Here is a 22570-nt window from a genome sequence, read left to right on the forward strand (position 1 = left end):
GGCAGTGGGGGTGATTAATCATGTTGTGTGAGTCCTGCGGGCGAAATCCGTCCGTGATTCGAGTCAAAGCGATTGTCGACGGGGAACCGGTGGAATGCGCGCTCTGCGCGGAATGTGCCCGCGAATTGGGCTATGCCAACCTGCTGTTTGTCTTGGGCTTTGAAAATGACGGCGTTTTAAACGATTTTTTCCCCGGCGAGCCAAACGAAAGCGAAGCGCTGCGATGCCGCTGCTGCGGCGCGTCTTTTCAAGATATATTACGCAGCGGAAAAGTCGGCTGTGCTCAATGTTACAGAACGTTCGCCGCCCGGCTTGCGCCTTTTATCCGAAGAATTCACGGCAGCGTTTCCCATCGGGGTAAGACGGCGGGAGGGGGAGATTTGCCGCAGGTAGCGCCCAAAGCGCAGCTTAGCGTGATGCACCAACGTCTTCGCGAAGCAATTCAAAGCGAGGATTTTGAACAGGCGGCGGTTCTGCGCGACCGGATTCACGAAATGGAGGAAGGCGAAAAATGAAAAAGTGGTATGAAGCGGCAGCGCAGGACGCCGACGTTTCATCGGGGACTTTTATCAGTCTTGCGCGTAATCTGGAGGGTGTGCCGTTTCCGTCTAGAATGAGCATGTCCGACCGCCGTTTTGTCTGGGATAAAGTTCGGGAGACGCTGCTGAAAGCGGATGGTACGGAATACGGACGCTTTACAAAAATTTCTCTTGAGACTGTTCCCAGTGTGCACGCGGTTTCTTTGGCGGAAGCCGGCTTAATCAATGCGGAGACAGTAACGGACCGGGTTGGCTGCGGTTTAATTACAGCGCAGGATGAATCTCTTTCCGCCGCTGTCAACGGGGACGACCATCTGACGATTCTGTCGAAAGCAGCAGGTTTACAGCTTCAGGAAGCCTACTCTAAAGCGGATGGGCTGGACACGTTTCTCGACAGGAATTTGTCCTTTGCCTTTGACCGCCAGCTTGGGTATTTAACGCAGAATCCGTTTCACCTTGGAACCGGAATGATCGCATCCCTGCGGCTTCATCTTCCCGCTTTGCTGGAATCCGGATCAGTGGGAAGAATCGCCCAAAATCTTGCGAAACTGGGGCTGACCCTTCGCAGCGTTTACGGTTCGGAATCAAATCCCCGCGGGGCTTTTTTTCGCCTTTCCAATCAGGTTACAATGGGCCTTTCGGAGCAGGAGGCCCTTACAAATCTTTCCAGCATGGCGAATCAAATCATCTCCCGCGAACGAAAAATGAGGGAGGACCTGATTCATCAGGTTTCCGTACAGGACACGGTGCTGCGAAATCTGGGCGTCCTTCAAAACGCTAGACTTTTGTCATTTGACGAATTTCTGGAGCGGGCCAGCGCGGTTCGGTTTGGGATTACATCCGGACTGGTCGGAGGTATTTCCGTCTGCGATATGGATACATTGATTTATAGAGTCCAACCGGCGACTTTGACTTTTGAAAGCGGCGGGGCAATGACCGAGGAAGAACGTCAAAAGCATCGCGCATGTAAAGTGCGCGATGCGCTGAAACAAGGAATGGAGGATTCCTAATGGGGTTTGGTGATACTGTAAATCCGGAACTCGCGGCCGCATTGTTTTATTTGTTGGGTGAGTCTGTTCCCCATGATCCGAAACTTGAAAAGGAGGCCGGCAGCATCTGGGATTCCTTGAACGACAGGCAGCAGCTTCTTCTTAAAATTATTGAGTTGTGCGGAGAGCCGGTTGAGCCGCGTGAGCTGTATCTGTGCGAGAAGGCATACAGCTGGCTTGGCGGAAGCTATTGCAGGCAGACAATTCAATTTGCAACTCGGTATCTGGACAGCGAAGGATGGGACGCCCTTTCCGGAAGAGCTGAAATAGTGGAAGGAATCCAGGTGGATTACGGGGAGTCAAGAAGAGCCGGTGTGCTGATTGACCTGGCCAAGGCTTTGGAGGAAACAGGCCGGTTGGAAGAGGCGTATTCAAAATATTTGGATGCGTATGATCTGGCCCCATACAACGCGATGATCGCCGTAAAGGCTGCAGAGGTGCTGTCAATCAGCAGAGGACGGAAAGAGGCTTTGAATTTTCTGCTTCAGCAACGAAGCAGCCTTTATTATGAACCGGTTAAATACAAAGACTCTGCGGGCAATGTTCACAGAAACAAAGTCTTTCAGGAACTGATTGAATCCCAGATTATTAAAATGCGGGGAAAAAGTGCCGGAATATAAGAAGCAGGCTGCCCGGTTATCGGGCAGCCTGCTTGGCTGTGTCAGCCTCAAGGGCTGTGCGTGTTAAAATCCGTTGCGATTTCCTTTTCACTGTCAGGTGGTGAATAGACAAAACGATCCAAATGATTTCCGCTGAAAAAATATTTTGGCGCGGTCGGTCGGTAAGAAAAATCGAACGTATCGATAATCACCAATTTTACTTTCATCCGTGCGGGAAGAATGCTCTTTATGTACACACTCGCCTGCTGCCCTGAAAAAACATCCTCTTTTGTCTCCGCAAGACCGGCAAGGTTGGGTGACAGCTCAACGAAAATCCCGTAGGGCTCCACAGAACGGACGATTCCGGCGACCGTCTCGCCGGCTGAGAACATCGCCACGTTTTCCTCCCAGGTTCCCAACAGCTCCTTGTGGCTTAAGGTGATACGGTTGCTTTCTGCGGATTTGATCACGGTACGGATATCCATGCCCACCGTAAAGCGTTCTCTAGGATGGTCGATGCGCGAAACGGAGATAGCATCAATCGGAAGCAGCGCGACGATTCCGCAGCCGATATCGGCAAAGGCGCCGAAGTTTTCAAGGTGGGTGATGCGGGCGTCGATGACGTCTCCGGGAATCAGATTTGATATATGTTCCTTCATGCATTTTTCCTGTGCGGCACGGCGTGAGAGAATCGCAGTAATGGTGCCGTCGGTTTTTTTTTCAAAACCCGTCACAAGAAAGCAGACAGGGCGGTTTACCCTGGAAATAATAGCAATATCTCGCGTTGTGCCCTCGCGGATTCCGAGGGCTCCCTCTTCGCGCGGAATCATTCCCTTCATACATCCCAAATCCACCAGCAGATTGTGCGAGCTGTCGCAGACCAGCGCGCGTCCTTCCAAAATCTGTCCATCCCGGCAGGCGTCGTTAACCGCGGAAATACTTTGGGTTGCCGCGCGGTTTTCGGGTGTGTCAATCAACCAACCTTCCGGATAGTACTCAAACATTTTCTTCCCTCCTTTTGATCTTCGTTTATCTATATGCGATATTTTTATGGGTAATACGTAATGAAAAAATTATTAAAATGTAAAAAGTTCATTCTGCGCTTGATTCTGCGCCGGTTCTATTATAAAATAGACAAGATAGTGATTTTCGGAAGGATTTCATAATAATGAGAAATAAGAACGGAATTTTATGTTTTGGCCTGAGCGCCGTCCTGCTTTTTTTGACCGCATGCTCCGGGGCTTCCGCGGGTTCCGACGGAAGAATCCGGCCCGACGATGGGAAAAAAATCGGGTATCAGATGGAACTCCCGCAAAAGGGAGAAGAAATCGCAGTTCTTACAACCAGCAAGGGAACAGTCAAAATCAGGCTGTTTCCGGACGCCGCGCCAAAGGCGGTCGAGAATTTCAAAGGACTGATTCAGAAGGGGTATTACAACAATCTTACGTTTCACCGTGTCATAAAGGACTTTATGATACAGACCGGAGATCCGAAGGGGGATGGCACCGGAGGAGAGAGTCTTTGGGGCAAGGAATTTGCGGATGAATTTAACGGGAACCTGTTGAATCTTCGCGGGGCGCTGGCGATGGCAAACTCTGGCGAAGACACAAATGGCAGCCAGTTTTTTATTGATCAGGCGCCCGCGTCATTGTTTTCCGGATGGGACAATTATCAGAAGGCCTATGAACTTTATCAGCAGAATCCGGAAGCGTTCATTTTGAAATACAAATCGAATTGGATCGATATGAGTAAAGTGACGCAGGAGTATAAAGCCGCATACGAGAAATACGGCGGCAATCCTTATCTGGATGGATATTATAATATCGTAAAAAAGGGTCATACAGTGTTTGGGCAGGTCTTTGACGGTATGGATACGGTCGATAAAATTGCCGCGGTTTCCACGGACAGCGAGGGCAAGCCTACGGAAGCCGTTACCATTCAAAAAGCGGAAATCGTTAAATATGAGGGGTAGGAGGTTCCGACATGGATGAAAAGGATAAAAACGAACAGAATTGCCCATATTCCGGACAGGGACAGCGCCCCGCGCCGCCGTCCGGTTATGGCAGGCCTTTTACCGGCGCTGATTGGGGGAATGCCTATCGGGATCCTTATTCCGGGGCCCCGCAGAATTGGCAGCGCAGAAATCCTGTGACCGGGCCGTCGCCTTCCAATGACGAAAAGGCGTTTTCCATTCTGGCCTACATCGGAATTCTCTGGCTTGTGGGATTACTTGCCGACCGGGAGAACAAAAACGTCATGTTTCATGTCAATCAAGGGATCATCCTCAGCATTTTTGAATTTGCGCTGACTTTTTCCCTGTCGATCATAAAAGCGATCATCCAGTCGGGATTCGGCCTCGCCTTTTCAGGAATCGGAATTTTGTCCTGGACGGGTACCGCTGTCAGCGGGCTGCTGTCGTTTACGGCATGGTGTCTTGTGGTTTCATACATTATCATCGGTGTGGTTCGCGCGGCGCAGGGAAAGAATGAGCCTTTGCCGCTGATCGGAAGCCTTTTTACCGTTGTACATTAATTTTATAAGCTTATCGCCCGTTGAATGATAAAATATGGGCGATATCATTTTTTTATTGATAAATGCGGCTAATATAGTGAAATAATATAGATAGATGATGGAGGGCAATATGGCAGCAAAGTATGTATTTGTAACAGGCGGTGTGGTTTCAGGACTTGGGAAAGGAATCACGGCGGCGTCTTTGGGGCGTCTTCTGAAATCCAGAGGACTCAGGATCACAATGCAGAAATTTGATCCTTATCTAAATGTTGACCCAGGTACGATGAATCCGTTTCAGCACGGTGAAGTTTTTGTCACCGACGACGGAGCGGAAACCGACCTTGATTTGGGCCATTACGAGCGTTTTATCGACGAAAATCTGACGCAGAACAGCAATGTGACGTCCGGACGGGTCTATTGGAGCGTGATTCAAAAGGAGCGCAACGGCGACTACGGAGGTGGCACCGTACAGGTGATTCCTCATATTACGAATGAAATCAAATCCCGCATTTACGCAGGCAAGGAAAATGTGGACGTTGCAATCATCGAAGTCGGGGGAACGGTGGGGGACATTGAAAGCCAGCCTTTTTTGGAGGCGATCCGCCAGTTTGCCACCGAAGTCGGCCGCTCCAACTGTCTGTTTATACATGTGACACTTGTTCCGTATCTTGCCTGCTCCCATGAGCATAAATCCAAACCGACCCAGCACAGCGTCAAAGAGCTCCTTTCCATCGGGATTCAGCCCGATATTATCGTGCTTCGCTCGGAAAAGGAAATCGGCGAAGACATTAAAAAGAAAATCGCCCTGTTTTGCAATGTTGCGGAAAACTGTGTGATTGAAAATCTTGATCTTCCGCTTCTGTATTCCATTCCTCTTGCGCTGCGTGAGGAGCGGCTCGACGATATTGTGTGCAAACACTTTGCCCTGGATACGCCGGGCCCGGACCTGACGGAGTGGATTTCCATGGTCAACACGGCCATGTCTTCGACAGAGAGCGTCACCATCGCGCTTGTGGGCAAATATATTGAGCTTCACGACGCTTATCTCAGCGTTGCGGAAGCGCTGACACACGGCGGATTCGGCAATAAAGTGAAGGTAAACATCAAATGGGTTGATTCCGAAACCATCAATGCGGAAAATGTGTCGGAGATTCTCTCCGATGTGGACGGCGTTTTGGTTCCGGGCGGATTCGGCCAAAGGGGGATCGAAGGGAAAATCTCCGCGATACATTATGCCCGGGTCAACGGCGTTCCGTTTTTGGGCATTTGCCTTGGCATGCAGCTCGCGTTGGTGGAGTACGCCCGCTACGTGCTCGGCCTGACGGATGCGAATTCCGCGGAGTTTGATCCGCAGAGCACCAATCACGTCATCGACTTGATGCCGGAGCAGAAGGATGTCGTTCAGCTTGGCGGAACCATGCGTCTGGGCAAATACCCGTGCAAGCTGAAGCAGGGTTCGAAGGCGTATCAACTGTATGGGGAAGCACCGCTGATTTATGAACGCCACCGCCACCGCTTTGAAGTCAATAACGATTACAGGGAGCAGTTTGAAGCGGCCGGTGTTGTATTCTGCGGCAGGTCGCCGGACGACCATATTGTTGAAATGATGGAGGTTCCGGAGCATCCGTGGTTCATGGGCTCCCAGTTCCATCCGGAATTCAGGTCCCGCCCGAATCGCCCGCATCCTTTATTCCAGGGCCTGATCGGCGCGGCTAAAAAGTACCATCAGGAGAACAATGAGCAGATGACCATTTCAGAATAGCGCTTCTCGCCGCCCCTGCCTTTAGGGGGCGGTTTTCCGTATTCCGGGTGAATGACGGATAGGATGAATCGTGCGATTTTATACAAGGAATAAAACACTGAGAGAAAAAGGGAGGAAAAAATGGAAAAACGAACTGACCCCAGAACCGGCGCAGCGGTATCCCTTTTGGGCTTCGGAACCATGAGACTTCCAAAGCGGTATGATGGGAAAGAGGACATTGATAACCAACCCCGCCGAAGCGATGATTGATGAGGCGTACCGCAGCGGCGTCAACTACTTTGATACGGCTTACCCTTACCACGAGGGAATGTCGGAAACCTTTATCGGCCGCGCTTTAAAAAAGTATCCGCGGGAAAGTTTTTTTCTTGCGGATAAAATGCCGGGATGGCTTTTGAAGCGGTCGGGCGATGGGGAACGCATCTTTCAGGAACAGCTCAAAAAGTGCCAGGTCGATTATTTCGATTTTTATCTCTGTCATTCCCTGATGAACCCGGACAATTATATCAGTCAATACGAAAAAATTGATACGATTGAATTCCTGCGCCGGCAGATGCAGGACGGCGCTATCCGCCGCCTCGGGTTTTCTTTTCACGGAACAACGGAAGATCTGCCGCGCATTCTTGACCGCGGAGATTGGGATTTCGTTCAGATACAGCTGAACTATCTGGATTGGGATATTCAGGACGCGAAGACAAAATACCGTATTCTGGAAGAGCGGGGAATTCCCTGTATCGTGATGGAACCGGTCCGGGGAGGAAACCTCTGCACGCTCTGTGAGGAATCGGTTCGCATTTTGCAGGAGGCACGGCCGGACAAAAGCGTCGCTTCTTGGGCGATTCGTTTTGCGGCCTCCCTGCCGGGCGTTCTGACGGTTTTGAGCGGCATGAGCAGCATGGACCAGGTTCGTGACAATGTTGACACCATGAATCGCTTTGAGCCGCTGAGCGGGGAGGAACGCAATGCGCTGGAGCGGTCATTGGATGAATACCTGAAAAACGGGACAATTCCATGCACCGGGTGCCGGTACTGTATGGATTGCCCGCACGGTGTCGATATCCCGGGGGTTTTCTCCGTTTACAACGAATGTGTGACCTCCATGAGAATACCGATCGCGCTTGGCTCACAGGCGGTCGGTAATCGGGAAGCGAAAGCATTTGTGAAGGCATACGAGATGCTTCCGGAAGAAAAACGGGCTGAAAACTGCGTCGCCTGCGGCGAATGTATGCAGCACTGCCCGCAATCCATTCGAATTCCGGAGCGCATGGCGGAAATCACCAAGCTGATTTCCGAGCTCAGATCCAAGATATAATTTTTAATATTAAAAAGCCGTCCCGCTTGAGGGGACGGCTTTTATTCGTTCAAGGCACGGTCTTAAAGGGACGGTTTTATCGATTGTACAATACCTTCCGCAAGGGCGTCAAGGTCCTCAAAATTGTTTTCATTCATGGAGGAATTGATCGTCAGCTGGTCGTCCAGGACCTCCATGTCTTTCATTTCGTTCTCTAAAAATTCTCTCATCAACGTTCCGGATTTACAGGCCCAAGAGCCGTTTTCCACAAGGGCGACGGTGCGTTTTTGCACGTTCAGGGCTTTCATGTCCATCAGGAAATTTTTCATCGGCGGGTAAATTCCCAAATTGTAAGTGACGGAAGCCAAAACGATATGGCTCAGGCGGAACGCTTCTGAAATCAGATAGGAAACGTCTGTTTTTGATACATCATACATCACCACGTTCGGCATGCCTTTTTCAACTATTTTTGTGGCGAGCGCACCGACGGCGCTTTCCGTATTGCCGTACATGGAGGAATAAACAATCATGACGCCCTGTTCCTCCGGTTCATAACGGCTCCATTTGTCGTATTTGTCAAGAAAATAGCCAAGATTGGAACGCCACACAGGGCCGTGAAGCGGGCAAATGATTTTGATATCGATGGTACCGGCCTTCTTTAGCAGCGCCTGGACAAAGGGACCGTATTTTCCGACAATATTGGTAAAATAGCGGCGGGCCTCATCGATCCAGTCGCGGTCGAAATTTACTTCGTCGTTAAACATTTTACCGTCCAATGCCCGAAAGGAACCGAAAGCGTCAGCCGAGAAGAGTGCGCCGTTTGTCGTATCAAATGTTACCATGGCTTCCGGCCAGTGAACCATCGGCGCGGCGACGAAAGCGACCGTGTGTTTTCCAAAGCACCGTGTGTCGCCTTCCTTAACCTCTTCCGTCCTGCCGTCCACCTGGAACCCGAACTGGTGCATGAGCATAACGGCTTTTTCGGTTGTGATAATCTTAGCTTTCGGGTAACGCAGCAGAACCTCTTCAATCGAAGCGCCGTGGTCCGGCTCCATATGATTGATGACAAGATAGTCGAGCGACCTACCGTTAAGCACATGCTCTATGTTTTGCAGAAGCTGACGGCAGGCCGACCAGTCTACTGTGTCAAACAAAACCGTCTGCTTGTCAAGCAAAAGGTAGGAATTATAAGAGACGCCGTCCGGAATCGGAAAAATATTTTCAAAAAGAGCCAGTCTGTGGTCGTTTGCGCCGACCCAGTACAGATCGTCCGTAATCTCCCTGACATTATACATAGTAAAATCCTCCCTTGTTTTTTTTGGACCATTACGCTTCGATGAAATTCGCTTTTTCTTCGCCGCAATCCGGGCAGATCCATTCCTCCGGAAGCTCTTCAAACGTGGTACCCGGGCGAACATCGCTTTCCTCGTCGCCCAAAGCGGGATCGTACTCATAGCCGCAGCCGATGCAGACGTAATGCCTCCATTGCTGCTTTACTTTCTTCACGGTAACTCGTTTCATCTTCTTCATCGGCGGCGCGGGCTGCTTCGGCCGGCCGTTGTCGAGCGCTTGGGTCAGAAGCGGAAGGACCTCCGTAACGTCGCCCACAATGCCGTAATCGCAATTCTTAAAAATCGGAGCATTGGGGTTATTGTTAATGGCGACGATGGTCGCGGCGTTTTTAATGCCCTTCAAATGTTGACCGGCTCCGGAAATTCCGCAGGCGATGTACAGATTTCCGTTAAACTTCTGACCGGACATGCCGACGTAACGGTTTAAGGGCACATAGTGCAGTGTTTCCGCAACCGGGCGGGATGAGCCGACCGATGCTCCGGCCTGAGCCGCAAGCGCGCGGACCAGTTCCATGTTTTTGCCGTCGCCGATTCCTTTCCCGGCACTGACGACGCGCTCGGATTTGGTAATCGGTGTGTCAAGATCGATTCCTACGCTAAAGTCGTAACCGTCCTTCTTCAGTGCGTTCACCAGTTCTCCGACCTGATCCTGAAGAGTTCCGTCACGGAAGATCATTTTTTTGCGCGCGCCGGTAATCGGCCCGCCGTGATGCGCTTTGGCTGCGGGAACCTCTCTTGCCATGCGGCCGATGATATGAGACGCAATCACAACTTTCTGGATTTCATTGGTTCCTTCGTAAATCGTGCAGATTTTCGCATCGCGGTAGAAACGCTCCACGTCCATTCCCTTAATATAACCGCTGCCGCCGTAAATCTGGAGGGCGTCGTTTACAATCTCCAGCCCGCAGTCGGAGGCGTATTGTTTGGCCATAGCGGCTTCCATCCCATATGGCTCGTGGTTTTGCTTAAGCTCTGCCGCACTGTATACAAGGAAACGGGAAGCGCGCAGCTTTGTCGCCATATCGGCAAGCTTGAACGCGATGTTTTGCTGCTGACAGATCAGTTTTCCGAACTGCTCGCGTTCTTTGGAATATACCAGCGCACTTTCAAAGGCGCCCTGCGCGATGCCGAGAGCCTGCGCGGCAATGCCGATGCGGCCGCCGTCCAGAGTTGACATGGCAATTTTAAAGCCGTCGCCCTCTTTTCCCAGCAGGTTTTCTTTTGGAACCTTGACGTCGTTGAACATCAGCTCCGCCGTTGCGGAGGAACGGATGCCCATTTTGTCATAGTGGTCGCCAAACTCAAATCCGGCCCATCCTTTTTCCACAATAAAGGCGCTGATTCCGTGTGTGCCGATATCCGGAGTCGTCACGGCGAACACAATGTAAGTGTCGGCTTTTCCGGCGTTTGTGATAAAAATTTTCTCGCCGTTGAGTATGTAGTGATCTCCGTCAAGAACTGCGGTCGTTTCCGTGCCGCCCGCGTCGCTGCCGGCGTTTACTTCGGTCAGGCCAAACGCGCCGAGCTTTTCACCTCTTGCCAGAGGAGCCAGATATTTTTGCTTCTGCTCTTCTGTACCGTAAGCGAAAATGGGCCACGAGCCAAGGGAAACATGAGCGGATAAGACGACACCGACGCCCCCGTCCACACGGGAAAGCTCCTCCACGGCGATTGCGTAGCTGATCATGTCAAGTCCCATACCGCCGTATTTTTTGGGATAGGGGACTCCCAGCCACCCCATTTTGCCCATCTTTCGGACCACTTCATCGGGGAATCGGTTTTCCTGGTCCAGAGTGAACGCCAGAGGTTTGATTTCCGTTTCCGCAAATTCACGGACTTTTGCTCGAAACGCTTCCTGCTCTTCCGTGGTTTTCAATAACATTGGAATTCCTCCTTATATGATGATTTTCAGCAAATTTCTTACAGGTTTTCAAGCTTTGTTCCCGGAAGTTCCATGTTTTAAACTAGATGCAATTAGTCCAGATTAATGCGGCACTGAATTCCCTTTGCACGTGCGCAAAAAAGGGGAGAAGATCAGTCTTCCGACAGGATTTTTGACAGCCGGAAAGCCTTCAACTCGTCGTCCAGCTTTCGCTGAATCTGTTGAAGATGTTGATGCACCATGCAGGGCTTGCCGTATTTTTGCCGCCATGCGCAGGGGTAACCCGGCTGAGTGCAGGCGCTGATCGACTTATCGGTTTCCATAATTTCCATTAAATCGAAAAGGCTTACCGTTTGAAGGTCCTTGATTAACCGGCAGCCGCCGTCTTTTCCGCGGGTGATGAGAACAAGCCCGGCGCGTTCCATCTTTTTGAGTATTTTATAAACAAACTGCTGCGGTAGCAATTCCTTTTTGCAAATATCCGCGGTCGTAACATGCTCTCCGCCCGACAGGGCCCGCAGAATCCGCAGGGCATAGTCCGTTTCCCGTGTAATCAGCACTTAACTTCCTCCCATTATTCGGTAACATTCATACTATATCATTCTGGATAGATGTTGTCAAGTTTTATATGATAATTATTCCTATAATTTTGTAAAAAAAAGAAGATGGCTGCCTTGCCATCCTCTAAGAAAATAGGAAATGTAACGGTTACAGGGTCCCGAAGATCCGGTCTCCCGCGTCTCCAAGGCCCGGAACGATATAACCGTGTTCATTCAGATGATCGTCAACCGCGGCGCAGTAAAGCTGAATGTCCGGATGCGCCTCGGTCACTGCTTTAATACCCTCCGGCGCAGCAATGATGCACATGAATTTGATGCTCTTCGGATTGCTTCGCTTAATAATGGTGATCGCATCGACGGAGGAGCCTCCGGTTGCAAGCATTGGGTCTAAAACGATCACGTCGCGCTGCTCGATGTCGCAGGGGAGTTTACTGTAATATTCGACGGGCTTCAACGTTTTGGGGTCGCGGTACAGTCCGATATGGCCGACCTTTGCCGCGGGTACCATTTGCAGCACGCCGTCCACCATGCCGAGGCCGGCGCGGAGAATGGGGACAAATGCCAGCTTTCTGCCTGAAATAATCTTCGTCTTGGCCAAGGCAACCGGAGTTTCCACCGTCGTTTCCTCCAAGGGAAGGTCTCGAGTAGCTTCATAGCACAGAAGCATGGCAATTTCACTCACGAGCTGACGAAAGTCCTTGGAGCCCGTTGTTTTGTCTCTGAGATAGGTCAGTTTATGCTGAATCAGCGGATGGTCCATAATAAATACCTGTTTTTCCATTTTTACATCCTCCAATCAATTTTAAAGCTCGCCCTGTTCAATTTTGGTGATTTCATCAACGCGCCGCTGATGGCGGCCGCCGTCGAACGGGGCGTTTAAGAACAGCTTTGCGAATTCTACCGCCTGCTCCTCACTGATGACTCTGCCGCCCAGACACAGAATATTGGCATTGTTATGGTGCCTTGTAATTTCGGCGCAGTAAGCGTTCGCGCAGACTGCCGCGCGAATTCCTTTTACCTTATTGGCCGCCATGCTCATGCCGATCCCGGTTCCGCAGCAAAGAATACCGAGTTCGGCGCCGCCGTCCGCGACAAAATGGGCGACCTGGGCCGCGATCGGAGCGTAATCAACCGAATTTTCGTCGAATGTTCCGAAATCCTTATACGCTGTCTTTTCGGCGTCAAGATAGTGCTTAATGGCTTCTTTCAGCGCGTATCCGCCGTGGTCGGCTCCCAATGCAATCATATTTCTTTTCCTCCAAGCTGTTTTTTTAAGGAACGCTCGGCCTGAGCCGGGCGAAGATAGAACGGCATCAATTCGGCAGGGGAGACCGTGCGGTTTTCCCGCACCGCGGCTTCGGCAGCCTTTGCAACTCCCCAGGCCCGCTGATAAATCAGCGGTTCCGGCGGCAGTATAGCGCCGAGTCTCTGAAAAGACTCGGATTTCGCGCAAAGTTTGGCTCCGTCGCCGGCAAGATAAATTGGTTCGCTCAGTTTTTCACATTCCGCCGCCAGTTCTTTCGCGGCGATAGCCCGGTCCTGCGTCAGCCTTTTCAGCGAACCTTTTTCTGCCCTGAAAAGGGCGTTGTAAACCTGACCGCACCGGGCGTCCATGACGGCGCAGACAACGCAGTCCAAGTGGCTCAGATTCTGCGCAATCGCTTCCAATGTGGAAACGCCCGCGCAGGATGTTCCAAAGGGCATTGCAAGCCCTTTGATGCTTGCGATGCCGATCCGGATGCCGGTAAAGGAACCCGGACCGGACGAAACCGCGAACAGGTCAAGTTCGGAAGGATTGATTTTGGCGCATTGCAGAACGCTTTCAATCATCGGCATCAGGGTTTCGCTGTGCGTCAATCCTGTATTCAGAAAATATTCCCCGAGTATTTTTCCGTCATCCGTGACAGCGGCGGAGGCGGTTATCGCAGAGGAATCAATCGCCAGTATTTTCATCGGTTCTCTCCTCAATGGCAATCACCCGTTCGCCGTCCGTTTCCCCGCGGTGAAGATGAATCCGGACGGCTTCCGGAGGAAGCGCATTTTCAATGTTTTCGCTCCATTCCACAACCAGAACCGCTCCGGAATCCAGGTCATCGAAAAATCCGGTGGAAGCCAGATCGTCCCAGCTTGTGACGCGGTACATATCAAAATGGTATAAGGTCACACGGCCTTTGTATTCGTGAACCAGAGCGAATGTCGGGCTGGAAACGCCTTCCGGAATTCCCAGACCGCGCGCAATCCCGCGGGTCAGGGCGGTTTTGCCCATTCCCATTCCGCCGAACAGGGCGAGAACTTCTCCGCCCTTTAAGCCGGAAGCGATTTGTTCGCCGAGGCGTTCGGTCTCCTCAGGAGACGAGGTCTTGTATTCCCGCATCGAATCACCTTCCGTGAATGCCGGCATTCTTAAAACAAGCCGGATATTTTTCCGTTTTCATCCACATCGATCCGTTCCGCCGCAGGGTGAGAGGGCAGTCCGGGCATCGTCAGAATATTCCCCGCGTATGCCACGACGAATCCGGCTCCGCTGCTCAGCTTGGCGTCCCGGATGGTAATGGTAAAGCCGGAGGGCCTGCCCAGAAGCTTTGGATCGTCCGAGAGGGAATACTGCGTCTTTGCAATGCAGACGGGCAGTTGATTCCCCCCGAGAGATTCAATTTCCCCCAGAGAGCGAAGTGCCTGCTGCGTATAGGTTACCCCGTCCGCGCCGTAAATCTCTTTCGCGACAGTTTCAATTTTGTCTGTAATGGGAGCGTCGTTCTCATAAAGAAGATGAACATCGGATTCGCGTTCCGCGGCGCCGCAGACCTTTTTGGCAAGTTCCACGCCGCCTTCGCCGCCTTTCGCAAAAACTTCTGAAAGGGCAAAGTCCGCGCCGTTTTCATGACAGTACCGTTCAATCAGAGCAAGCTCGTCCTCAGAATCGCTTTCAAACCGGTTAATTGCGACGACAACCGGAACGCCGTATTTTTTTAGGCCTGCGATATGCGCGCCCAGATTTTCCATCCCGGCTTTCAGCGCGGCGATGTTTTCTTTCGCGGTTTCCGTTTTTGGCACGCCGCCGTTGTATTTCAGGGCGCGCGCAGTCGCGACAAGAACGGCCGCGTCCGGTTTCAGACCGGAAAGACGACAGTTGATGTCCATGAATTTTTCAGCGCCTAAATCGGAACCGAAGCCCGCTTCCGTCACGCAGTAGTCGCCCAGTTTCAATGCGTAACGCGTAGCGCGAACCGTGTTGCAGCCATGCGCGATATTCGCAAACGGGCCGCCGTGAACCAGTGCCGGGGTTCCTTCCAGCGTCTGGACCAGATTCGGGTTGATCGCATCCTTTAAAAGGACCGCCATAGCACCCTCGGCTTTCAGGTTGCGCGCATAGACAGGTTCGCCGTTTTTTGTATAAGCAACCAAAATATTGCCAAGTCTTTTCTTCAGATCGCTCAGGTTTTTGGCAAGGCAAAAAATCGCCATAACTTCCGTGGCGACAGTAATGCAGAAGCCGTCTTCACGGGGAACACCGTTCGCTTTGCCGCCAAGTCCGCAGACAATCTGGCGAAGTTGGCGGTCGTTCATATCCACGCAGCGCTGAAGCAGAATCCTTCGCGGGTCTATTTGCAGGGAGTTTCCCTGTTGAATGTGATTGTCCAGCATGGCGCAGAGAAGATTGTTGGCGGAGGTGATCGCGTGAAAATCGCCGGTAAAATGCAGGTTGATTTCCTCCATCGGGATTACCTGGGAATAGCCGCCTCCCGTAGCGCCACCCTTGATCCCGAAAACAGGTCCTAGCGAAGGTTCCCGCAGCGCGATCACAACTTTTTTGCCGATTTTTGCCAGAGCGTCGCCAAGGCCGATCGCCGTGGTGGTTTTTCCCTCTCCGGCAGGCGTGGGGTTTATCGCGGTGACCAGAATCAGTTTTCCGTCTTTTCTGTCTGAAATCCTGCGGTAAAGTGAATCGTTCAGCTTGGCCTTGAATCTTCCGTAAGGTTCCAGTTCTTCATCCTGGATCTCAAGTTCCGCAGCGATCTGTCCGATCCGCTTCGGCTTTACCCGTTGTGCGATTTCGATGTCCGTGAGCATTGGCATTCTCCTAACAACGTATATTAATTAAAATTATAACACAATTCGAGCGGATAGGAAATACTGCGCGCTTAATATTCCGAACGTCTTGCAAGTTTGTGTGCGGTGTCATATAATAACGTAGGACCCGGGCATTTTATGAGGTGAAACGATGCGCGCATTAAAATCGATTGCGAATTATATAAAACGAACGGACAAGCTTTACTGGCTTCTCATGATTCTGATTTCTTCTTACAGCCTTTTGTTGATGAAAACCGTTCCCAGTCCGGAAGGGAGAACAATGGGCTATTTTACCACGATGCTTGTGGCGGTGATCGGCGGATTTGTCGGAGCATTCCTTTTTTCATTCATCGATTACAGGGAAATAACAAATTTCTGGTATGTTGTTGCGGGATTTTGTTTGTTCCTGATTATCTATACGCAGCTTTTTGGTTCTGCCGTCGTCAACAGCGGAGGCGTTAATGCCAAGGCGTGGATTTATTTGCCCGGCGGCCTGACGTTTCAGCCGAGCGAGCTGGTGAAAATAGGATTTATCCTGACATTTTCAAAACATCTTTCAGCGCTGGAAGAGCGGAGCCTTTTAAAGTCTCCTGTCCATATTGTTTTACTTGCTTTACACGCGATGGTTCCCGTCGTCCTGGTGCATTTTCAGGGGGACGACGGTACGGCTGTGATTTTTTTCTGCATGTTCCTTGCCATGTCGTTCGGAGCGGGAATTCAGCTGAGGTATTTCGCTGCGTTGATGGTATCCGTCGGTGTGGCTTTTCCGCTTGCGTGGAAGTATGTTCTCAAGGATTATCAGAAGGAGCGCCTTCTGGTTACTTATCGGCTTGATTCCGATCCAAATGCGGCTTTGCAATATGCATATCAGCAAATTCAGGGGCGGCTTTCCATCGGGAGCGGCGGACTGTGGGGACGCGGCTTGTTTCAAAGTCCCCGGGTCAATCGTTCGATCGTGCCGGTTCAGCAGAGCGACTTTGTTTTTTCAGTAGCCGGCGAACAGCTTGGCTTTATCGGCTGCACGGCAATCATGCTTCTGCTTCTGCTTTACCTCTTGCATACGCTTCGTGTTGCCCGCAAATCAACGGATCTGCTCGGCAGCTGCATTTGCATGGGCTTTTTCGGCATGATCGCGGCGCAGGCCGTTTTTAATCTGGGGATGTGCCTCGACCTTTTGCCGGTCATGGGTGTGACGCTTCCGTTTTTCAGCTATGGCGGATCTTCGGCCATTTGCCTTTACTTTGGTTTTGGGTTGGTTTTAAATGTTTATATGCATCGCGTCAACACGGATAAGGTCGTCTTAAAACGAAGAATTTGACCCTGCATGACAATGAAATGAGCTGCTTTCCGGAATATAAATCCGAAAAGCAGCTCTCTTTTTTATTTCTTCTTTTTTTTCTTTGCGAGGGTGGCTTCCCGATCAATGGTCAGCGTTCCCTCCGTATCGTCGACGATCAAAACGTCACCCGCAGAGGCGCCTTGCGGCAGCTCTGAGATTTCAATCGCATAATACTTCTGGTTTTCGTCCTCACAGATTGCATAGATCCCTTCCATGCGGCTGATTGTGATTGATTTCATAAAAGCCACTCTCCCTGATTGTGATAGATTCTTTTTATTTCTCAGTCTTTACGGAAATTGTTTTACCATCCGTAAGAAAGAGGATGGTTCCGTTGACATCCGTTCGGTAAGTTTTTATTCCGGATCGGTACAGCCGTTCCAGAACATCGTTCTTTGGCAGCTTGTTGCGGTCATACCCAACCGATATTGCAGCATAGGACGGATGAACCGCCTGCAAAAATTCGGGAGTGGTGGATGTGCTGCTGCCGTGATGACCCACTTTTAAAACGTTTGCGGACAGAGCTTCTCCCGCGTTTAAAAGGCTTTCTTCCTCTTCCTTTTCCATGTCCCCCGTAAGCAGGAACCGTATGTTCTGATAACGTAGCAACAGGACTACGGAGGAGTTGTTGGTACTCTCGCCGGGGGTAACAGGCCCTAACACACGGATGTCCATTTCGCCCAAAGAAAACTTGTCTCCGGCGTTCAGATTTTCTTGAGCCATCCCTTTCCGCTTCAGCGCATCCATTGTGTCACGGTAGGCTGAATCCTGTGGAATTAAATCCGGTTTGACTTTGGAATCAAAAAAATGCTTGACGGGAAAACTCTTCAGAATATATTTTAATCCGCCGATGTGATCTTCATCCGGATGCGTATTGACAACATATTCCAGACTTGAGGTTCCTCTTTGTTTTAAATACCGGACAACATCTTCTCCCCGTTCCGGCGTGCCGCCGTCCACCAGCATGCTTTTTCCTCCGCATTCAATCAAAATGCTGTCCGCCTTTCCAACGTCCAGGACATGGACGGAAGCGGGCCAGCCGTCGGCGCAGGAGGAAAAATCGCTGAGGCCGAAAAAAGAGAGGACTCCGGGCCACAGGGAAGAGGCGCCGAACGGAACCGCCGACGCGGCAAGAACCCCCAGAAGGAGACAAGCCAAGGCGGCGCAGCGTTTACGGCTGACAAAAAAGGAAGAAATTTTCATCTCAGGTTCCCGTTTCCGGCTCCGAGTCGGATTTCTGCATGTTCATTTCAAGATATTGCTGGTGCGTGATCAGCACCTGACGCGGCTTGGAGCCGTCCCTGGGGCCGACAACGCCCATCTGTTCCATTTCGTCGATCAGTCTTCCCGCCCGTGCGTAACCGAGCCTCAGACGGCGCTGGAGCAGAGAAGTGGAGGCCTGACCGGCTTCGACGATGCATTTGATGGCGTCAGGCATCATTGGGTCACCGCTTTCCTCCGAGCCGGAGGAAGAGGAATCGCCTTTTTCTGCGGCGGCGTTTCGCTCAATTTCCTCGGCAATGTTTTCGTTATAGTCCGCTTCCTGGGACTTTTTGACGAATCCGACGATGGATTCGATCTCACTGTCGCTGACAAAGCATCCCTGAATGCGGATCGGTTTCTGAGAACCGACGGGGGAAAACAGCATATCGCCCCGCCCCAGAAGCTTTTCGGCACCGCCCATGTCCAGGATCGTTCTGGAGTCCACCTGGGAAGATACGGCGAAAGCGATACGGCTTGGTATATTTGCCTTAATAATTCCCGTGATGACGTCGACCGACGGACGCTGCGTGGCAATGACCAGATGCATCCCCGCCGCGCGGGCCATTTGAGCAAGACGGCAGATCGAATCCTCAACCTCGTTCGGAGCTGCCATCATCAGGTCTGCAAGCTCGTCGATAATGATGACAATTTGAGGCATATGCTCCATCGGCTGACCTTCGTCGTCCTGATAGTTGCTCTGTGCGGCCAGCGAGTTATAGGCGGACAGATCCCGCACGTTCCGCGCGGCAAAGATCTTGTACCGCTTCAGCATTTCGTTGACAGCCCAGCCCAGCGCGCCCGCGGCTTTCCTCGGATCGGTCACGACGGGGACCAGCAGGTGGGGAATTCCGTTGTAAATCCCAAGCTCCACGACCTTTGGATCGATCATCAAAAATCGAACGTCTTCCGGAGAGGATTTATACAGCAGGCTGATAATCATGGAGTTGATACAAACCGATTTACCGGAGCCGGTGGCGCCGGCAATCAGCAGATGGGGCATTTTAGCAAGATCCGAGACAGCGACTCCGCCCGCGATGTCCCGCCCCAGAGCGACGGTCAAATGACTTCTTGCAACGGTGAAACTGTTGCTTTCAATCAGCTCGCGCATCCGGACAACCGTGTTTTTCTTGTTCGGAACTTCAATTCCGACCGCAGCTTTGCCCGGAATCGGCGCTTCGATTCGAAGCCCCGCGGTGGCAAGGTTCATGGAGAGGTCGTCGGATAGATTGGTGATCTTGCTGATTTTTACCCCGCTTGCGGGCTGCAGCTCATAGCGTGTGACCGCCGGGCCGCGGCTGTACCCAACAAAGGAGGTCTGAACCCCGAAGCTATTCAGCGTGTCGACTAACTGCCGACCGTTGGTTTGAATTTCACTGATTGCTTCCTGTTCGCTCAATTCGCGCGTTGTCTCCAGCATCGAAATGGGCGGAGTGTGATATTCCCCGTCCTGCGGAGGATCGGCTGCGGGAGGAGCTGCCTTGACGGAGGATTTTTCCGGAGTGCTTTTTTCCAGTTCAGGAGAGGAATCCGGTTTGACCGGCGGTTCCGCCTGTTCTCCATCGGAGGCGGATTTACACGGTTCTTGCGGCTTTTGCTCTTGTTCCGGCTGCACGGAGGGAACTCCGATTGAGAAAACCTTTTCCAGCTGTTCCAGCTTTTCATTTTTCTTGAGGGGCTTTTTATTTTGTGAGCGGACCGGGTGAAGCGGAAGCCCGTCGTCGTCGAGCGCGATGTCGATGCTCAGATTTTCGCGATTGCGTTCAATCCTCTTTTCGCGCGCCGTATCAAAGCCGTTTTTTACTATTCCGGCCGGTTTGGCGACGGTGCGGAATAATTGAATCAGGCTTGTCCCGGTCAAGACCATAATGGCGACGAAGAGCAGCAGTAAAATAACAATTTTAGATCCTAGCGGCCCGAGGGCGGCGACAATCGGGATTCCAAGAAGACCGCTGAAAAAACCGGAACCCGCGTGTTCCGTTCCTTCCGTGTAGAGAGTTACAAGGCTTGTCCAGAACGAATGGAGGGTTACGCTTTTGCTGACGGAAAAAATATAAGCCGAAGCACAGAAGAGGGCAATGATTACGATCATCAGAACCAATTTTCCGCCGGTATGGGTTCCCTGCCGTTCCAGAGCGGTTATGATGGATATGTACAAGAGCAGGATAGGCCACAGGATCGCCCAGCTGCCAAACAGGCCGAGAAGCACGTTGTGAAACCAGTGCCATATGTGGTCACCGCTGATCAGAACGAGAAAAAACATCAAAATGGAGCAGGCAAACAGAACAACGGCATAGATCTGGCTTTTTTGTTTGTTTGCCTGTGCGCTTCGCATGGCTGCGGAAGCGCCGTTTTTTGCGGAAGCCGTTTTTTTAACCGCCGGCTTTGCGGCGCGTTTTTTTCTGTTTTTTTGATTTGCCAAACGGCACACCTTCTATCCGTTAAAGTTCAGTATGGCCCCGCTTACAATGTTGATTCCCGTGCGGTGCTCCAAAAATCCAGCCACTGCGACAATGACACCCAGCACAAGCGTGTAAATCGCGAAAACCGCAAGATGACCGGAATTCACCATCCATCGCAGGAGCAGAATCGCAAGAAATCCGACCAGCGCGGCGGATACAATTCCTGACAGAATCACCCAGGCCGGTACGGATGGGGGTGCGGAAAGGGCCTCCTTCGTTTCCAGAGCGGCCGCGGCCAGAATGGAGGGAATTCCAAGAACGAAGGAGTAATCCAGCGCTGTTTTCCGGCTGATTCCGCGAATCAATCCGGTGGAAAGCGTGGAGCCGGAGCGGGATAAGCCCGGAAACAGGGCGGCCGCACACTGCATGAGCCCGACTGACAGCGCGTCGCCCGCGTTATATTCCTTTCTTCCGGAGTAAGGCCTTGAACCGGGTCTCTTTCCCTTATTATGTATTTTTGCGTCCTGCCGCGAGAAAAAAATACCGGCCGACAGCAGAAGCCCTGTCGCAATCAAAGAAAAGCCCTCCACCAGAATGTCTCCGTCGGTGGCCCATTGATCCGCGAAATCTTTCAGCCTTCGGCCGGAACCGGGAACAGGCAGAAAAAGCAGAAACAAAGGAACAAGGCTGAGGAAAAGCATCAGAAGCATCCGCCGGTCCGGACTCATTCGTTTCGCAGTAAAGTTTTTCGTGGCAAGATCGCGAATCATAGAAAAAAACTCAAGCAAAAGCCGCCAAACCAGTTTGTAATAAACGGCAAGCACCGCAGCCAGAGTACCCAGATGAAGCATTACGTCAAAGAAGAGACTCGGCTGCTGTATTCCCAGAAAATGCTGGCTCAGCGACAGATGGCCGCTGCTGGAAACGGGCAGGAATTCCGTCGCACCCTGAATGATTCCCTCAAGAATCGCCTGAAGAACCGTCATGCAAGTTCCTCCGTTATGTAAGGGCGGCACGGGGCCGTCCCGTATTTATTTGGACTGTTTCCCTCTGAGTGCTTTTTGCGGTTCTGATGATTTCCTTTTTTCTTTTTTTTTTTCTTTCTTTCGTCAATCATTTCGTAAAGGCAATCGACCGCGTCGGAAAGGCTGCCGAGAGAATCGATCAGGCCCTCTCGAACCGCGTCCATCCCTTCCAGAACCGAGCCGATGTCAAGAACAAGTTCCTGTGTGTTCATGGAAAGCTCCGTCAGGCGATCGGCGGAAATTTTGGAATGCCCGGTCACGAATTTTGTGATTCTTTTCTGCATTCTTTCAAAATAGTCCAGAGTTTGAGGAACGCCGAGCGTCAAGCCGTTCATCCGCACAGGGTGCAGCGTCATCGTCGCGCTGGGGACGATAAACGAATGCTTGGCCGCGACGGCAAGCGGAACCCCAATGGAATGCCCGCCGCCCAGAACGATCGATACAGTCGGCTTCTTCATGCCCGCAATCAGCTCCGCAAGAGCCAGTCCGGCTTCCACGTCGCCGCCGACGGTGTTGAGCATAATCAGCAGGCCGTCGATTTCCCGGTCTTCGTCAATCGCAACCAGCTGAGGAATCACATGTTCGTATTTCGTTGTCTTGTTTTGAGAAGGCAGAACGGTGTGGCCTTCAATCTGGCCGATGATGGTCATGCATTGAATCAGGTGTTTTCCATCGCCGGTAATGATGGAACCCGAATCCACAATGTGGTCCATTGACCGACTTGTTCGTTCATCCTTGTTTTCTTCTTCACTCATAATAGGCACCTCCCATAAGGCTTAGTTTGCCTTTGGAAGGGCATAACATACACGCGGGAGGTCAGCCCGCCCGCTAATTCATTGTTATTATAACATTTGTTCCCATATTCATCAACAAATTAAAAATCAAACAGAAAAATAATTCCGTTCGAAATGTTAATTGATTGACAATAATTGAA

The 22570-nt window shown here is 51.5% G+C and carries 23 protein-coding genes; 9 read left to right on the forward strand and 14 right to left on the reverse strand.

Annotation, left to right across the window (positions count from 1 at the left end):
• Window positions 1-20 precede the first annotated feature (20 nt).
• Genes HCR03_RS01800 through HCR03_RS01810 form a run of 3 tightly spaced genes read left to right on the forward strand, consistent with a single transcriptional unit; the run spans window position 21 to window position 2208 of the window.
• Window positions 21-515 carry a UvrB/UvrC motif-containing protein gene (locus HCR03_RS01800; RefSeq protein WP_066643877.1) on the forward strand — a complete coding sequence of 165 codons (495 nt, stop codon included), beginning with the start codon at window positions 21-23 and terminating at the stop codon, window positions 513-515.
• Complete coding sequence (locus HCR03_RS01805) at window positions 512-1549, forward strand: ATP--guanido phosphotransferase (protein WP_187036412.1); 1038 nt, start codon at window positions 512-514, stop codon at window positions 1547-1549. Before HCR03_RS01800 ends, HCR03_RS01805 begins: the two co-directional genes overlap by 4 nt.
• Window positions 1549-2208 (forward strand): hypothetical protein, encoded by a 660-nt coding sequence (locus tag HCR03_RS01810; RefSeq protein ID WP_066643879.1) that lies wholly within the window; start codon window positions 1549-1551, stop codon window positions 2206-2208. The genes HCR03_RS01805 and HCR03_RS01810 overlap by 1 nt, the downstream gene beginning before the upstream one ends.
• A 47-nt stretch (window positions 2209-2255) precedes the next feature.
• On the opposite strand, the gene HCR03_RS01815 is transcribed toward HCR03_RS01810, so the two are convergent.
• Window positions 2256-3191 (reverse strand): S1 RNA-binding domain-containing protein, encoded by a 936-nt coding sequence (locus tag HCR03_RS01815; RefSeq protein ID WP_066643880.1) that lies wholly within the window; start codon window positions 3189-3191, stop codon window positions 2256-2258.
• Between the two features lie 164 nt (window positions 3192-3355).
• On the opposite strand from HCR03_RS01815, the gene HCR03_RS01820 reads away from it, so the two are divergent.
• The 5 genes from HCR03_RS01820 (at window position 3356) to HCR03_RS01835 (ending at window position 7769) form a co-directional block, all read left to right on the forward strand.
• Window positions 3356-4159: a peptidylprolyl isomerase gene (locus HCR03_RS01820; RefSeq protein ID WP_066643881.1), complete on the forward strand. Its 804-nt coding sequence runs from the start codon at window positions 3356-3358 to the stop codon at window positions 4157-4159.
• An 11-nt stretch (window positions 4160-4170) separates the two neighbouring features.
• Window positions 4171-4719: a hypothetical protein gene (locus HCR03_RS01825; protein WP_187036414.1), complete on the forward strand. Its 549-nt coding sequence runs from the start codon at window positions 4171-4173 to the stop codon at window positions 4717-4719.
• A gap of 109 nt (window positions 4720-4828) precedes the next feature.
• Window positions 4829-6460, forward strand: a complete 1632-nt coding sequence (locus tag HCR03_RS01830; protein ID WP_066643883.1) for a CTP synthase — start codon at window positions 4829-4831, stop codon at window positions 6458-6460.
• A 120-nt stretch (window positions 6461-6580) separates the two neighbouring features.
• Window positions 6581-6709 (forward strand): hypothetical protein, encoded by a 129-nt coding sequence (locus tag HCR03_RS19990; RefSeq protein WP_267459206.1) that lies wholly within the window; start codon window positions 6581-6583, stop codon window positions 6707-6709.
• Window positions 6678-7769 (forward strand): aldo/keto reductase, encoded by a 1092-nt coding sequence (locus HCR03_RS01835; protein WP_228725060.1) that lies wholly within the window; start codon window positions 6678-6680, stop codon window positions 7767-7769. Before HCR03_RS19990 ends, HCR03_RS01835 begins: the two co-directional genes overlap by 32 nt.
• A gap of 62 nt (window positions 7770-7831) precedes the next feature.
• Here the strand turns inward: HCR03_RS01835 and HCR03_RS01840 are convergent, their stop codons facing one another.
• The 8 genes from HCR03_RS01840 to HCR03_RS01875 form a co-directional block, all read right to left on the reverse strand.
• Window positions 7832-9043 carry an FprA family A-type flavoprotein gene (locus HCR03_RS01840; RefSeq protein WP_187036416.1) on the reverse strand — a complete coding sequence of 404 codons (1212 nt, stop codon included), beginning with the start codon at window positions 9041-9043 and terminating at the stop codon, window positions 7832-7834.
• Between the two features lie 31 nt (window positions 9044-9074).
• Window positions 9075-10982: an acyl-CoA dehydrogenase family protein gene (locus tag HCR03_RS01845; RefSeq protein WP_187036418.1), complete on the reverse strand. Its 1908-nt coding sequence runs from the start codon at window positions 10980-10982 to the stop codon at window positions 9075-9077.
• Window positions 10983-11134: 152 nt separating this feature from the next.
• Window positions 11135-11542, reverse strand: coding sequence for an RrF2 family transcriptional regulator (locus tag HCR03_RS01850; protein WP_187036420.1), 408 nt, complete (start codon window positions 11540-11542; stop codon window positions 11135-11137).
• A gap of 148 nt (window positions 11543-11690) precedes the next feature.
• The gene (gene upp / locus HCR03_RS01855) at window positions 11691-12323 is read right to left on the reverse strand and encodes a uracil phosphoribosyltransferase (RefSeq protein WP_066648377.1); all 633 of its coding nucleotides are present in this window, start codon (window positions 12321-12323) and stop codon (window positions 11691-11693) included.
• Between the two features lie 21 nt (window positions 12324-12344).
• The gene (rpiB, locus tag HCR03_RS01860; RefSeq protein WP_066648380.1) at window positions 12345-12788 is read right to left on the reverse strand and encodes a ribose 5-phosphate isomerase B; all 444 of its coding nucleotides are present in this window, start codon (window positions 12786-12788) and stop codon (window positions 12345-12347) included.
• Window positions 12785-13495: a tRNA (adenosine(37)-N6)-threonylcarbamoyltransferase complex dimerization subunit type 1 TsaB gene (gene tsaB / locus HCR03_RS01865; protein ID WP_187036422.1), complete on the reverse strand. Its 711-nt coding sequence runs from the start codon at window positions 13493-13495 to the stop codon at window positions 12785-12787. Before tsaB ends, rpiB begins: the two co-directional genes overlap by 4 nt.
• A complete protein-coding gene (gene tsaE, locus HCR03_RS01870; RefSeq protein WP_066648385.1) occupies window positions 13476-13916 on the reverse strand; it encodes a tRNA (adenosine(37)-N6)-threonylcarbamoyltransferase complex ATPase subunit type 1 TsaE in 441 nt (146 codons plus the stop codon). The genes tsaB and tsaE overlap by 20 nt, the downstream gene beginning before the upstream one ends.
• 29 nt (window positions 13917-13945) lie before the next feature.
• Window positions 13946-15613 carry a formate--tetrahydrofolate ligase gene (locus tag HCR03_RS01875; protein WP_187036424.1) on the reverse strand — a complete coding sequence of 556 codons (1668 nt, stop codon included), beginning with the start codon at window positions 15611-15613 and terminating at the stop codon, window positions 13946-13948.
• 151 nt (window positions 15614-15764) lie between these two features.
• Here HCR03_RS01875 and HCR03_RS01880 point away from each other — a divergent pair, with 151 nt between their 5' ends.
• Complete coding sequence (locus HCR03_RS01880; RefSeq protein ID WP_066648393.1) at window positions 15765-16931, forward strand: FtsW/RodA/SpoVE family cell cycle protein; 1167 nt, start codon at window positions 15765-15767, stop codon at window positions 16929-16931.
• 62 nt (window positions 16932-16993) lie between these two features.
• On the opposite strand, the gene HCR03_RS01885 is transcribed toward HCR03_RS01880, so the two are convergent.
• From HCR03_RS01885 to HCR03_RS01905, 5 genes are read right to left on the reverse strand one after another with little or no spacing between them, the layout of a single operon-like run.
• Window positions 16994-17191, reverse strand: coding sequence for a DUF3006 domain-containing protein (locus HCR03_RS01885; protein WP_066648396.1), 198 nt, complete (start codon window positions 17189-17191; stop codon window positions 16994-16996).
• A gap of 34 nt (window positions 17192-17225) precedes the next feature.
• Window positions 17226-18152, reverse strand: coding sequence for a ComEC/Rec2 family competence protein (locus HCR03_RS01890; RefSeq protein WP_187036426.1), 927 nt, complete (start codon window positions 18150-18152; stop codon window positions 17226-17228).
• 1 nt (window position 18153) lies between these two features.
• The gene (locus tag HCR03_RS01895) at window positions 18154-20631 is read right to left on the reverse strand and encodes an FtsK/SpoIIIE family DNA translocase (protein WP_228725061.1); all 2478 of its coding nucleotides are present in this window, start codon (window positions 20629-20631) and stop codon (window positions 18154-18156) included.
• A gap of 12 nt (window positions 20632-20643) precedes the next feature.
• Window positions 20644-21597 (reverse strand): undecaprenyl-diphosphate phosphatase, encoded by a 954-nt coding sequence (locus HCR03_RS01900; protein WP_187036428.1) that lies wholly within the window; start codon window positions 21595-21597, stop codon window positions 20644-20646.
• Window positions 21594-22391, reverse strand: a complete 798-nt coding sequence (locus HCR03_RS01905; RefSeq protein WP_187036430.1) for a ClpP family protease — start codon at window positions 22389-22391, stop codon at window positions 21594-21596. The genes HCR03_RS01900 and HCR03_RS01905 overlap by 4 nt, the downstream gene beginning before the upstream one ends.
• Window positions 22392-22570: the final 179 nt, after the last annotated feature.

It is taken from the genome of Caproicibacter fermentans, from assembly GCF_014303955.1.
GTDB lineage: Bacteria > Bacillota > Clostridia > Oscillospirales > Acutalibacteraceae > Caproicibacter > Caproicibacter fermentans.